This is a genomic window from Nitratireductor sp. PBL-C9 (assembly GCF_050877045.1).
GTDB lineage: Bacteria > Pseudomonadota > Alphaproteobacteria > Rhizobiales > Rhizobiaceae > Nitratireductor > Nitratireductor aquimarinus.
The window spans coordinates 635,509-648,080 of record NZ_JBPAXW010000002.1 but is presented as its reverse complement, the minus strand read 5'-3'; the positions used below and the strand labels follow the sequence as shown (position 1 = coordinate 648,080).

General features: G+C 63.0%; 15 protein-coding genes. 6 read left to right on the top strand and 9 right to left on the bottom strand.

The genetic code is table 11. The annotated features are described in order from the left end of the window. Window positions 1–70: 70 nt before the first annotated feature. From ACRTG1_RS06935 to ACRTG1_RS06925, 3 genes are all read right to left on the bottom strand, one after another. Complete coding sequence (locus ACRTG1_RS06935) at window positions 71–589, bottom strand: SRPBCC family protein (protein ID WP_432516007.1); 519 nt, start codon at window positions 587–589, stop codon at window positions 71–73. Beyond that, complete coding sequence (locus ACRTG1_RS06930) at window positions 582–926, bottom strand: ArsR/SmtB family transcription factor (protein ID WP_432516006.1); 345 nt, start codon at window positions 924–926, stop codon at window positions 582–584. The genes ACRTG1_RS06935 and ACRTG1_RS06930 overlap by 8 nt, the downstream gene beginning before the upstream one ends. A gap of 89 nt (window positions 927–1,015) precedes the next feature. Next, complete coding sequence (locus ACRTG1_RS06925) at window positions 1,016–1,555, bottom strand: Lrp/AsnC family transcriptional regulator (RefSeq protein ID WP_297562479.1); 540 nt, start codon at window positions 1,553–1,555, stop codon at window positions 1,016–1,018. Window positions 1,556–1,606: 51 nt separating this feature from the next. Here ACRTG1_RS06925 and ACRTG1_RS06920 point away from each other — a divergent pair, with 51 nt between their 5' ends. Beyond that, the gene (locus ACRTG1_RS06920) at window positions 1,607–2,782 is read left to right on the top strand and encodes an MFS transporter (protein WP_432515965.1); all 1,176 of its coding nucleotides are present in this window, start codon (window positions 1,607–1,609) and stop codon (window positions 2,780–2,782) included. A 74-nt stretch (window positions 2,783–2,856) separates the two neighbouring features. Beyond that, window positions 2,857–5,253 carry a DUF3772 domain-containing protein gene (locus ACRTG1_RS06915; protein WP_432515964.1) on the top strand — a complete coding sequence of 799 codons (2,397 nt, stop codon included), beginning with the start codon at window positions 2,857–2,859 and terminating at the stop codon, window positions 5,251–5,253. A gap of 40 nt (window positions 5,254–5,293) precedes the next feature. Here the strand turns inward: ACRTG1_RS06915 and ACRTG1_RS06910 are convergent, their stop codons facing one another. From ACRTG1_RS06910 to dapD, 4 genes are all read right to left on the bottom strand, one after another. Further along, complete coding sequence (locus tag ACRTG1_RS06910) at window positions 5,294–5,887, bottom strand: transporter (RefSeq protein ID WP_206544709.1); 594 nt, start codon at window positions 5,885–5,887, stop codon at window positions 5,294–5,296. 2 nt (window positions 5,888–5,889) lie between these two features. Beyond that, window positions 5,890–7,077, bottom strand: coding sequence for a succinyl-diaminopimelate desuccinylase (gene dapE / locus ACRTG1_RS06905; RefSeq protein WP_432515963.1), 1,188 nt, complete (start codon window positions 7,075–7,077; stop codon window positions 5,890–5,892). 61 nt (window positions 7,078–7,138) lie between these two features. Then, a complete protein-coding gene (locus tag ACRTG1_RS06900) occupies window positions 7,139–7,510 on the bottom strand; it encodes a DUF805 domain-containing protein (RefSeq protein WP_113154312.1) in 372 nt (123 codons plus the stop codon). Between the two features lie 20 nt (window positions 7,511–7,530). Beyond that, the gene (gene dapD / locus ACRTG1_RS06895) at window positions 7,531–8,385 is read right to left on the bottom strand and encodes a 2,3,4,5-tetrahydropyridine-2,6-dicarboxylate N-succinyltransferase (protein ID WP_113154311.1); all 855 of its coding nucleotides are present in this window, start codon (window positions 8,383–8,385) and stop codon (window positions 7,531–7,533) included. 175 nt (window positions 8,386–8,560) lie between these two features. On the opposite strand from dapD, the gene ACRTG1_RS06890 reads away from it, so the two are divergent. Genes ACRTG1_RS06890 through ACRTG1_RS06880 form a run of 3 tightly spaced genes read left to right on the top strand, consistent with a single transcriptional unit; the run spans window position 8,561 to window position 10,411 of the window. Further along, the gene (locus ACRTG1_RS06890) at window positions 8,561–9,400 is read left to right on the top strand and encodes an LOG family protein (protein ID WP_113154310.1); all 840 of its coding nucleotides are present in this window, start codon (window positions 8,561–8,563) and stop codon (window positions 9,398–9,400) included. A gap of 17 nt (window positions 9,401–9,417) precedes the next feature. Next, window positions 9,418–9,822, top strand: a complete 405-nt coding sequence (locus ACRTG1_RS06885; RefSeq protein WP_432515962.1) for a DUF2946 family protein — start codon at window positions 9,418–9,420, stop codon at window positions 9,820–9,822. A gap of 52 nt (window positions 9,823–9,874) precedes the next feature. Then, entirely contained in the window at window positions 9,875–10,411 is a 537-nt protein-coding gene (locus tag ACRTG1_RS06880; RefSeq protein WP_206547135.1) for a copper chaperone PCu(A)C, read from the top strand. A gap of 99 nt (window positions 10,412–10,510) precedes the next feature. On the opposite strand, the gene ACRTG1_RS06875 is transcribed toward ACRTG1_RS06880, so the two are convergent. After that, window positions 10,511–11,209 carry a pyrimidine 5'-nucleotidase gene (locus ACRTG1_RS06875; protein WP_206554402.1) on the bottom strand — a complete coding sequence of 233 codons (699 nt, stop codon included), beginning with the start codon at window positions 11,207–11,209 and terminating at the stop codon, window positions 10,511–10,513. A gap of 93 nt (window positions 11,210–11,302) precedes the next feature. After that, window positions 11,303–11,500 (bottom strand): hypothetical protein, encoded by a 198-nt coding sequence (locus tag ACRTG1_RS06870; protein WP_206544705.1) that lies wholly within the window; start codon window positions 11,498–11,500, stop codon window positions 11,303–11,305. 169 nt (window positions 11,501–11,669) lie between these two features. Between ACRTG1_RS06870 and ACRTG1_RS06865 the strand changes: the two genes are divergently transcribed. Next, window positions 11,670–12,572: a DMT family transporter gene (locus ACRTG1_RS06865; protein WP_297563244.1), complete on the top strand. Its 903-nt coding sequence runs from the start codon at window positions 11,670–11,672 to the stop codon at window positions 12,570–12,572.

The following is a 12,572-nucleotide window of genomic DNA, read 5'->3' as shown; positions in this document are numbered from 1 at the left end:
CCCCGCACCAGAATGCCGCTGACACAGTGAGAGGAAGCGGCAGCAGAAGCGTTACGCCAAAAACGAACCGTCAGCCCCGGACAGCTGCGGCACCAGCCTTCCCGGCAACGTGATCTGCAAGTTTGTTCAGCGTCTGTGTGCCGAACTCGACTGCACCAAATCCGATAACGGCGGCGCGGCGCTCCGGCGTCGGGTGCATCTGGCGCAGGGTGACAACGGTTTTGCCGTTATCCTGCTCATCAAAAGTGACCAGAAGCCGGAAGCGGTCCGGATCGTTGTCTACATCCCGGCCGTGATCGAGTTCGATCAGAACCGGGGTCTCGATCCGCAGAAACGCCATCCGGTTGGAAAACCGCGTACCGTCGGGGGCGATCATGTCGAACCGCCAGACGCCGTTTGCCCGAATGTCCACTTCATGGGACTCGATCTGGAAACCCTCAGGTCCAAACCACTGCACGATTTGCTTCGGATCGGCCCACGCCTGAAAGACCGTTTCGCGATCAGCATCAACGACACGCGCGATGACGATTTCCTTGTCCAGCGGCCAGGTTTCCCAAGGCGAAGCCGGAGATGCGGGCTTATCAATCATCTGATTTCTCCGTCCTTGTCTTTGCAATGTGAGCTTCAAGACGATCCAGGCGGCTCTCCCATTGTCGCCGTTGGGAAGCCATCCATTCTTCGGCGCTTCTCAAAGCCGATGGATTCAACGAACAGACACGGCTCCGCCCCTCGCGTCTCGACACGATCAGACCTGCATCTTCCAGAACACCAAGGTGCTGCGTGAAGGAGGGCAGCGCCATGTCAAATGGAGCCGCCAACCGGGATACGGTTGCATCCCCTTCGCTTAGCGCCCGGATCACTGCGCGTCGGGTTGGATCAGCAAGCGCAGCGAAAGTCTGCTCAATAGGTGGCTTTTGCTTAGGCATTAACCTAAGCATAGCAGATTCTTCACTTAGGTCAAAACCTAAATGAAAGCGACCGACCTGTATCGCAGCCGCAAGCACTCCACGAAGATCTAGACAATCTCGGCGGGCCGGGCCGCTTTCGGCACCGGCCAGGATGGCGTGACGCCCGGCTGCGGCGGGCGCTCCAGATAGGTGGAGAGCACGACATAGCTGCGTGTCGCCTTGACGCCGGGCGTATCGTAGAGCCGGGCGAGCAGCCCTTCGAGCGCGCGCGTGGAAGCGGCCCGCACCTTCAGGAGCATGCAGGCGTCTCCCGCCACCGAATGCACTTCCTCCACCTCGGGACATTCGGCAATCGCCATCAGCGCCGGTGTCTTGCCCCAGCCGCTTGTGTCGACGTGAATGAAGGCCAGCAGCCCCTTGCCCACCGCGCCGGGATCGATGAGCGCGGCCATCCGGCGGATCGCGCCGCTTTTCTTCAACCGTTTCACGCGCTCATGCGCGGCAGGTGCGGAAAGGCCCACCCGCTTGCCCAGCTCCGCGTAGCTGACCGTCGCGTCTTCGACCAAGACGGCTAATATTTTTCGGTCCATGGGGTCGAGCTGCTGGGTTGCGGAGGCCAGCGCGTGAATATCATCTGTTTCTTTCATGGTTCGGCAAATTCCGATTGAAGCTTAATTTTGTTCGGACATTATGCACATATGTCGAAGCTCAATCAAACACCTGTCGATGGCGACCTGGCGCTTGCGCTGGACACGCGCATTCCGCCAACGGTCTTTCTGCTCACCGGCTGCGTGGCGGTGATCGGCTGCAATTCGCTTGTTCTTTCGCCCATCGCGCCGGAAGTGTCGCGCTCTCTTGGCGCGTCGGTTCAGGGCGTCATGATCGCCTCGGCGGCGTTCGGTCTGGGCACGGCGGGCAGCGCCCTTTTCCTCGCCCGCCACATCGACCGGCTGGGCGCGTGGCGCATGCTGCGGATGGCCTTTGCCGTTCTGGCGTTTGCGCTGGGCGTGAGCGCCGTCGCGCCGCTGCTGGCCGTTCTCGTGGCGGCGCAGCTCGTCGCGGGCCTTGCGGCAGGCATCGCGCTGCCGGCGATCTACACCAATGCGGCGACGGTGGCTCCGTCGGGACGCGAGACCGAAACGGTCGGCATCGTCCTGACCGGCTGGACCCTGAGCCTCGTGGCGGGCGTCTCCCTTTCGGCGGTTCTGGCGGACATGCTGCACTGGCGCGCGGTGTTTGCGCTGGTCTGCCTTCTGGCAGTGGGCGCATTTCTCGTGCTCGCCTTCAACGGACGCCGGGACACGCTCTCAGAGGAGCCCGCCATGGCCCCGCTGGCGGCCCTGCGCACGCCGGGGCTCGTGCCGCTGCTTCTGGCCTGCGGCGCGTTCATGGGCTCCTTCTATGGCGTCTACGCCTATGTCGGCGACCATCTGGCCAATGCGCTCGGCAAGCCGGTCAGCGCCAACGGGCTGCTGACGCTGGTCTACGGTCTCGGTTTCGGGGCGGCGGTTCTGCTCGACAGGCCGGTGCAGAATCTGGGCGTCCGCAATCTCCTGCCTTTCGCCTTCGCCTTTGTGGCGGCGGTCTATCTGGCGATCCTTTGGGGTGCGGACAGTTTCGAGACCCTGCTCGCCATTGCCTTCGTCTGGGGGCTGGCGAACCATCTGGGCCTCAACATGCTGATTGTCCGGCTGACCGGCATCGCGCCCACGCGCCGGGGCGTGATCATGGGGCTGAACAGCGCCACGACCTATATCGCCGCCTTTGCCGGGACGCTCGCTTTCGGGCCGGTCTATGCGGGGTTCGGGCTTGGAGCGACGGCGGCAGTGGCCGCGCTTCTGATGCTGTTTGCAGCCATCGCCGCTGCGCGCTGACCCGCGGCCGCGCCTTGTTCATGGTCCCGATTGCGGGCACTATGCCCTGACTGCATTCGCAATCGGGGTACGCCATGCATCGATTTTGGACCGGGTTCCTGATCCTTCTTCTGCTCGCAGCCCCCATCCGGACAGCCGCCGCACAGCTACAGACCGACACGCCGCCGGACATCGACACGCTGATGATAAGGTGGGATGCTTCGGCTGCCCGCGCGGAAGAAGCGCTCAGAAACCGGCGGGCTTCCACCGATGCGCTTGAGGCGCTGAGGACCGAAATTGCGGGGCAGCGCACAGAAGCGTTCGAGATTATCGAGCGCGGCGACATTCTCACGCTCACCCTGCAGGCGCAGCTTGATGCGCTCGGCCCGCCACCGGCTGACGGCGCGGAGGAAACACCCGCCATCGCCACCCGCCGCGCCGAGCTGACGGAAGCGTTTGACGCCGCCAACAAGCCGATCCTTGCCGCAAAACAGGCCTTCAACCGCGCCGAAGTGCTGATCGACGAGATCGACAAGCTGATACGCTCACGCCAGCGAACGGACCTGTTCGAGCGCATTCCCTCGCCACTTGTGCCAACCCGCTGGCTGCCCGCCTTTGCAGAACTGGGCGACTATCTGAGTGGCGTTGCAAGCGAGGTTTCCGGCGCAGTGCGCGACCCGACGCGCGGCCTGCTTTCGCGCCAGCGCATCCCAATCGCGCTGGCGCTTTTCGGCGGCAGTCTGGTGATGCTGCTGGCGATCCAGCCATTCATTCTGCGCCGGATGGATGCCGGGGTGAATGCCGCGATCCGCCCGATCCGGCGCAACCTGCTCCTCGGCCTTTCGCTGGCACTCCGCTTCATTCTGCCGCTGATTGCCGGCCTGCTCTTCTTCGGCGCATTCGCCAGCCTCGGGCTGACGCTCTATGAAGGGCGCTCGCTCAACACGATTGCGCTAACGCTGCCCATGTTGCTGGTGTTCTCATACTGGCTGGGCCATGCGCTTTTCGCCCCCACCCTGCCCGGTTTTCGCTTTGTTGAAATGTCCGACAGGGCGGCCCGGACCGCGACCCGTATCTGCCTTGGGCTCGGCGGCATGCTGGCGCTGGAAATCATGCTGGAGCAGATGGAGAAGGACTACAGTTTTGCGCCGGAAACACGCTCTGTTCTGGCAACCACGGTGGTCCTTCTGGGAAGCCTGCTCCTGTGGAGACTGGCTTCGCTTCTGGCCAGACCGGACAAGCCGCCGGAAGAATCCACCGCGCGCACAGATGCGGACCATGAGGACGTCACGGCGTTTCATCCCCGCGCGCTGATCGCCTATCTGATCCGCCTTGCCGCCATTGCCGCCGTCGTTTTTTCCCTTGCGGGCTATGTGGAAATCGCCCGCGATGCGCTTGGCCCCATGATCCGCTCGCTTGGCCTGCTTGGTGTGGCGCTTGCCGTCTACCGGCTGCTTGTCTCGGCCTCGCACATCGCGGTTCGCGAGGAGAAGGCCGTCTCTTCGCTGATGCCTTTTGCGGCCGCCACCATCGTGGCGCTTGCCACGCTGCCGCTGTTCGCCCTGATCTGGGGCGCGCGGGAGGCCGACATCTCCGATGTCTGGATCCTGCTGACCGAGGGTGTCGAGTTCGGCGGCACCCGAATTTCGTTCGGCGTGGTGGTGATGCTCGTCGCCATCTTTGTGATCGGCGTGATCCTGACGCGCTGGCTTCAGCGCATGCTGAGCACGACCGTTCTGCCCAAGACACGCCTCGACAGCGGCGGGCGCAATGCGGTGGTGACCGGGCTTGGCTATGTGGGCATCACGCTATCCGCGCTGATCGCGGTGTCGACAGCCGGGCTTGACCTTTCGAGCATCACCATCGTTGCCGGCGCGCTTTCGGTGGGCATCGGCTTCGGCCTGCAGGCCATCGTGTCGAACTTCATTTCAGGCATCATTCTCCTGATCGAGCGGCCCATCAAGGAAGGCGACTGGATCGAGGTGGCGGGAAACTCGGGCATCGTGCGCAAGATTTCCGTGCGTTCCACCCGCATCGAAACCTTCGACCGGCACGAGGTGATCGTGCCCAATGCAGACCTGATCGCCGGCACCGTGACCAACATGACCCTGAGCAGCCACACGGGGCGGCTGATCGTGCCGGTGGGTGTCGCCTATGGCAGTGATCTGGAAAAGACGCGCGAAATCCTTTTGGAGAAAGCGCGGGCGCACCGGCTGGTGCTGAAATATCCGGAACCGGTGGTGCTGTTCATGGGGCTCGGCGAAAGCGCGCTCGACTTCGAGCTGCGCTGCTTCGTCAACGACGTCTATTCCGTGCTGTCGGCCAAATCGGATCTCCTGTTCGAGATCTACAGGGCGCTGAGCGAAGCAGGCATCGAGATACCCTTCCCGCAACGCGATGTGAGCCTGCGCAATGTGGGAGACATTGTCGACGCGGTGACATCCAGACGCGATGGCGGACAGGCGCCGAAACCCGCGCCCGACCCTGCCTAGGGTCAGGACCCTAGAAAGGCTTCACGGGCTGCTTCAGACCCTAGCCTGCGCGCGTCAGCCCCAGAAGCCCCTCAAAGGTGAACAGAACGCCGAGCGAGGCTGCGAACATGGCCGCGAAGACGGCGGAAGCGACGGCTGGCCCCTTGCCGATGGCCGCATTCGTCAGACGCCAGGAGAGCACAAGCGTGCCGATGAAGATGACGAAGGTGAGAAGATTGGCGAGTTCCGCCGCAGCCGGGATGAACAGGCGGATCAGCATGGCCGGCAGCGTGATCCACGAAAAAAGCGCGGACGCCCAGTTGCTCGCCACCACATAGTGCACAAAGCGGTCCGCAATGCCCGCCGGCCGCGCCACCAGCGCAAGAATGGCGAACGGGATGACCCAGGTGGCAATATCCGTGACCATCAGGCGATTGAAGAGCGCGAACCGGGCCGCGACAACCTCGCCGCCCGCCAGCTCGTTTGAGATGGTCACCCACCCGACCACAAGCGGCGGGAAGGCGACCAGAATGGCGAAGAAGGAATTCCAGAACCCGTCAGCCGACAGGTCGAGCAGGCGCAGCCCCTCGGAACGCCCCATCATCATGCGCCAGACGCCGGCAAAATACTGCTGGATCTCGGCAAAGGACGGCATTGTCAGGCGAACCAGTCTTCAAGGAAGCGCAGATAAATCTGCGTGAGGGTTTCCAGATCGGCCAGCGCAACGCGCTCGTCGACCATGTGCATGGTCTGTCCGACAAGGCCGAACTCGACCACCGGGCAATAATCCTTGATGAAACGCGCATCCGACGTGCCGCCGGACGTGGAAAGCTCGGGCCGCGCGCCCACGACGGCTTCGACCGAAGCCGAAAGGGTTGCGACCAGCCTGTCATCACGCGTCAGGAAGACCGGGCTTGGCCGGCCGAGCCATTCGATGTCGAAATCCACCGGCTCGTCCGCATTGCCGCGCAGTCGGTTTGCGGCTGCGGCGCGATCCAGCCGGTTGTGGATTTCGGCCTGCAGGCTTTCCGCGCTCCACGTGTCGTTGAAGCGAATGTTGAAAACAGCGCTTGCGCGCGCCGGAATGACATTGGTGGCCTTGTTGCCCACATCAACCGTGGTCACTTCCAGATTGCTTGGCTGGAAATCCTTCGTGCCTTCATCGAAGGGCTGTTCGAGCAGCGCCTCGAGGAGCTGCATAAGCCCCGGCACCGGATTGTCTGCGCGGTGCGGATAGGCCACATGGCCCTGACGCCCATTGACGGTGACGCGGCCGGACAGCGACCCGCGACGGCCGATCTTGATCATATCGCCGAGCGCATCGGGATTGGTCGGCTCACCGACGATGGAGGCATCCCATTTCTCGCCGCGTTCTGCGGCCCATTCCAGAAGCTTCACCGTGCCATTGATGGCCGGGCCTTCCTCATCGCCCGTGATGAGGAACGAAACGGAGCCATTCGGCTTGCCATGGGTTTTGACATAGCGCGCAAGCGCGGCCACGAAACAGGCAATGCCGCCCTTCATGTCCACCGCGCCACGGCCATACATCTGGCCATCGGCAATCGCCGCGGCAAAGGGCGGGTGCTTCCAGGCGGCTTCATCGCCCGGCGGAACCACATCCGTGTGCCCGGCAAACATCAGATGCGGGCCATCGCCGGCAAGCTTGCCGTAGAGATTCTCAATGTCGGGGGTGCCATCCTCGGAGAAGACGGGACGCTCGACCGTGCAGTCCAGCGCCTTCAACATGCCCTGAAGCACGGAAAGCGCCTGACCTTCGACCGGCGTGACGGAAGGACAGCGGATTAGCTCGGCGAGATTCGCCGCGGGATCGGTAGGCAGTGTCATAGGTGAGAGGGATAATCCAACCGCGCGCGGCTGTCACGCAGCAAGACGCCGCCACCGCCCTCTATTGCTTCGGCGCGTTGGTCCGCTCGCCATATTCGTTTGCGCCAGGATCGCCCGGATAGAGACACAGGACGATGAAGGCGAGGATCGAAACCATCGGAACGAAAAGTGCGAAGGCGAACATGCCGGACTTTCCGAAATCGTGCAGGCGCTTGACGCCAAGCGCGACCGAGGAGAATGCCGACAGCATGAACATGCCCCAGAAGAGCAATGCCCACACGCCGCTGGCGCCGCTGCCTTCCGGCGCCAGGGTGAAGCGGTAAAGCACTAGGGCCTGCAGGACCGCCAGAAGCAGTCCCGCCAGAAAGAAAGCCGCGCGGCTGACCCGTCCGGAGAACCCCAGGAACAGCCATGAGATCTGATTCTTGGTCATCGCGCCGCTCCGCCTGCCCGTTAGTCGCGCAGGAGTTCGTTGATCGAGGTCTTGGAGCGTGTCTTCTCGTCGACACGCTTCACGATCACCGCGCAGTAAAGGCCGGGACCCGGCTCGCCATTGCCCATGGGCTTGCCGGGCATGGAGCCGGCGACAACCACCGAATAGGGCGGCACTTCGCCATAGAAGATTTCGCCCGTGGCGCGATCGACGATCTTGGTCGACTTGCCGATATAGACACCCATGCCGAGCACCGAGCCTTCGCGCACGATACAGCCTTCGACCACTTCCGAACGCGCGCCGATGAAGCAATTGTCCTCGATGATGGTCGGGCCGGCCTGCATGGGCTCAAGCACGCCGCCAATGCCGACGCCGCCGGAAAGGTGGACGTTCTTGCCGATCTGCGCGCAGGAGCCGACGGTCGCCCAGGTGTCGACCATGGTGCCCTCGCCCACATAGGCGCCGAGATTGACGAAGGACGGCATCAGGACAACGCCGGGCGCGATAAAGGCCGAGTGCCGCACAACGGCGTTGGGCACGGCGCGGAAACCGGCCTTCTCGAACTCATTGGCGCTCCAGCCATCGAACTTGGAGGCAACCTTGTCCCACCAGACCGCATCGCCCGGTCCGCCCTTGATGATCTGCATCGGGTTGAGACGGAAGGAAAGAAGGACCGCCTTCTTGAGCCACTGGTTCACCTTCCAGGAGCCATCCTCCTGACGCTCTGCGACGCGGGCCTTGCCGCTGTCGAGCAGACCGAGAGAGGCTTCGACGGCCTCGCGGATCTCACCACGGGTCTCAGTCGAAACGCCGTCGCGCTCTTCGAATGCGTTTTCGATTGTCTTTTCCAGCGCGGCGACATCGATGTTCGTCATGCTTGCGGCTCCATTGAACAAGCTGTTAAGGGCTCAGCCATAAGTTTGGGAGAAGGACCCAAGGCCGGCGCGGAAACTATGCGAAGCGCGTGTGGCGGTCAATCACGGGATCGCGCGCCAGCGCGGCAAAGCACCGAAGGCCAGAGTACCGAAGGACGGAGACAGGAACAGGAACATGAAAACCAAAGACGAGAATGGCTGGACGCCTCTGCCGCATTCCGACGAGGATCTGCGCCGCGCCCGCCAGGTGCCCGATACGCCCCAGACCCGCGCGGACACCTATCGCCTCGCCTGGAATGACGAAGACTTCATGACGCGGCGCGAGCTGCGGCCCGTGCGCCTGCAGCTGGAGCTCTTGAAGCCCGAAATGGTGCTGGCCGAGCGTGGCATCCGCTCGACCGTGATCCTGTTCGGCGGCGCGCGCCTGCCCGAGCCCGGCGGTGACGCCTGGGCGGCCAAGAACGAGACGCAGCGCAAGAACCTCGAAAAGAACAGCCGCTACTATGAAGAGGCGCGCAAATTCGCGCGGCTGTGCTCGGAAGAATCTGCCAAATCCTATTACCGCGAATATGTTGTGGTGACGGGCGGTGGCCCCGGCGTGATGGAAGCCGGCAATCGCGGTGCTGCCGATTGCGGCGCGCCCTCCATCGGTCTCAACATCGTGCTGCCGCATGAGCAGGCGCCGAACGTCTATGTGACGCCGGAACTCTGCTTCAATTTCCACTATTTCGCGATCCGCAAGATGCATTTCATGATGCGCGCGAAGGCCGTGGCCGTGTTCCCCGGCGGTTTTGGCACGATGGACGAGCTGTTCGAATCCCTGACGCTGATCCAGACCGGCCGCATGGAGCGGGTGCCTGTCATTCTGTTCGGCAAGGAATTCTGGGAAGGCGCGATCGACCTCGGGTTCCTCGCCGAGCAGGGCACCATCTCCCCCGGTGACGACGAGCTGATCACCTTCGTCGACACGGCGGAGGAAGCCTGGGAAAAGATCTCCGCATTCTACGAACTGTGAGAGGCTGATCAAAACGCATGAAGGCAAGCCCTGCCGACACGAGCTGGTTTGAAAGCCTGCGCCGCGATGCGAAGCTTTTCGCGGTCGTGGGCCTTCTTTCGCTCGTCATGGGCCTGTTGCAGCCGCTCGCAGTGGCGGCTGCCGCCCCGGCCTCCTACGGCTTCGTCATCTGCACGACCTACGGGGTCGGCAAGGCGGCTGACGGGAACCGCCAGCACCCGCGAAACGCCGAGTGCCCGCTTTGCCTGACAGGGCATTCCTGCAGTTTTCAGTTTGCACCGGCAACGCCGCCGCTTCCCGCGACCGCGCTTCAGACACCGGCGCGCAAACGCAGCGTTCACGTCGCATGGCGGCAACCTGCCCGCCTCTCGACACGGGGCGACACGCCGCCCTCGATCCGCGCACCGCCCCTGACTGCCTGACACCGCCAAACCGGGCTTCGGCCCTTTGAAAGATCAGACAGAAAGACAGACAATGCGCTTCAACATTCTCCTCGCGGCTGCAGCCGCCCTGCCCCTTCTTGCATTCAACGCCAGTGCGGAAAGCACGCCAAAGGCGGACGCGGCGACAAGCGAAACCGCCGACGCCACGATGAGCCATGCCATTCAGGCCGGCGACCTCAGGATCAGCGATCCGTGGGTGCGCGCGATGCTGCCCGGCCAGCCCGCAGGCGGTGGCTATCTGGTGATCGAGAACACCGGCGCGGAAGACGACACGCTCACGGCCCTCGCCTCGCCGCGCGCCGGCAAGGTGGAAATCCACACGATGGAAATGAACAATGACGTGATGGTGATGCGCCCGGTTGAAGGCGGCCTGACCATTCCGGCCGGTGAGAGCGTGACGCTGGAGCCCGGTGGCCTGCACATCATGTTCATGCAGGTGGAGAAGGGTTTTCAGGAAGGCGAGACCGTTCCGGTGACGCTGGAATTCGAGAAGGCCGGCAAGGTGGAACTCGAGCTTATGGCCGGGCCGGCGCGTGGCGGCATGCCCGAAGCGGGGCATAACCACTAGCAACGACGCTCCTGCCATTAGAAGCCCCTGGGGCAAAAGTCATTGGGGCAGAAGCCACCGGGCGGTGCGTGATCGCGCCCGCCCGATTTTCGTTCGGGATCAGACCCGGATGTTCTTCAGGAAATCGGTGAGATTGTCGGTGACGAAATCGACATCGTCTTCTTCATCCGGGTCCTGTTCCCAGATTTCCGCGAACGCCGGTTCGAAATTGTTGGGCACCACGAGAACCGTGGTCATGCCGAGTTTCTTCGGAACGGCCAGATTGCGGGCCAGATCCTCGAACATCACGGCCTTTTCGCCCACCACCCGGTGAAGGGCCAGAAAACGGTCATAGGTGGCCGCAGCCGGCTTGGGCAGAAGGTCGGCGGCGACGATGTCGAAAATATCGTCGAAATGGTCGAGCACGCCGAGCTGACGCGCCGCACGCTCTGCGTGACCGCGATCGCCATTGGTGAAGATGAACTTGCGGCCGGGCAGCGCGCGGATCGCGTCACCAAGCTTCGGATCGGGATCGAGCCACGAATAGTCGATGTCGTGGACCTTTTCGAGGAAGTCGTCCGGGTTGATGTTGTAGCGCTTCATCAGCCCGTTGAGCGTCGTGCCGTATTCCCTGTAGAGATCCTTTTGCAGCGCTCTCGCCTCTGTGCGGTTGAGCTGTAGAAGCTCGGACACATAGGCCGTCATCTTCACATCGATCTGCGAGAACAGATTGCTGTGATGCGGATAGAGCGTGTTGTCGAGGTCAAACACCCAGTCGGTGACGTGGGTGAAGCGGTCGGGAGCGGGCTGGTTTCTCATGCCTTCGTTATGGCAGACCTTCCGCGCCACCGGCAATCCGGTCGCGGGGGTTTTCACCTGCCAGGTGAGCACGCGTCTTGGGCCAGTGCGGCTTCATTGTCCGTCGGATGCCGGGACAGGCAAACGGTCCACGTTCAGTCCCTTTTTGATGCAGAAGGACTGGGTTCGCGAGAGCGTGCCCACGTCCAGGCGGTTCCTCGCATTCTCGCAGGCGCCCGCGCTGTTGAACTCCGCAGACGTCATTCCGACGGTCCGGAAGCCCAGATAGATCGTGACCAGAACGTATTTCATCCTCTGCTCTCCTCGTCTTCAAGAGGGTGGCAGGCCAGCACTTGGATTGGGTCGATCCTGTCTGGGCAGAGGCCTGTAAGTGGCAGTTTTCTTTCGCTGCCGCGGTGACTATACACGTTTGCGACAACATCCCAAGGCAATTGAGCCGGAAGACGACAGAAGGCGAAGCATGGAACTCTGGATACCGATCACCATCGCCGCCGCCTTTCTGCAGAACCTGCGCTCCGTCGGTCAAAAGCACCTCAAGGGTGTGATGGGAACGACCGGGGCGACCTTCGTGCGCTTCGGGTTCGGCATGCCCTTCGTGCTCGCTCTGTGGCTGGCGCTGCATTTTGCGGCCGGATACGAGATCCCCGAAATTCACGGCGCCTTTCTTGCCTGGACCATTCTTGGCGGACTGGGGCAGATCTCCGCGCAGTTTCTGCTGATCTATCTCTTTTCCTTTCGGAATTTCGCTGTCGGCACCGCCTATTCGCGCACCGAACCGGCGCAGGCCGCGATCTTCGGTCTCGTCCTGCTTGGCGAGGTCGCCGGTTTCGGTGCGCTGGTTGCCATCGCGGTGACGGTGATCGGCGTGATGCTGATTTCGGTCGCCCGCGTGCCGATGAGCTGGGGCAATCTGTTCCGCTCGCTGATCAGCCCCACGGCGCTGATCGGCCTTGCCTCGGGCACGCTGTTCGGCGTGACGGCGGTGGCCTATCGCGCGGCCTCGCTCTCGCTTGGCGGGCCGAACTACCTGATGCAGGCGACGACGACGCTCGCCGTCACCATCAGCTTTCAGACCGTCATCATGCTGGCATGGATGCTGTGGCGCGACCGCGCCGAGGTGGGCAGGATCGCGCAGGCCTGGAAGCCTTCGCTCTTCGTGGGCTTCGTCGGCGCTGCGGCATCGCTCGGCTGGTTCACCGCCATGACCCTGCAACAGGCGGCGGTGGTGAAGGCGCTGGCGCAGATCGAGATGATCTTCACCTTCGCCTCCTCCGTCTTCTTCTTCCGTGAACACATCAACCGCACGGAAGTGGCAGGCTGCCTGCTGATCGTCGCGGGCATTCTGCTGCTGGTGCTCTGGTAG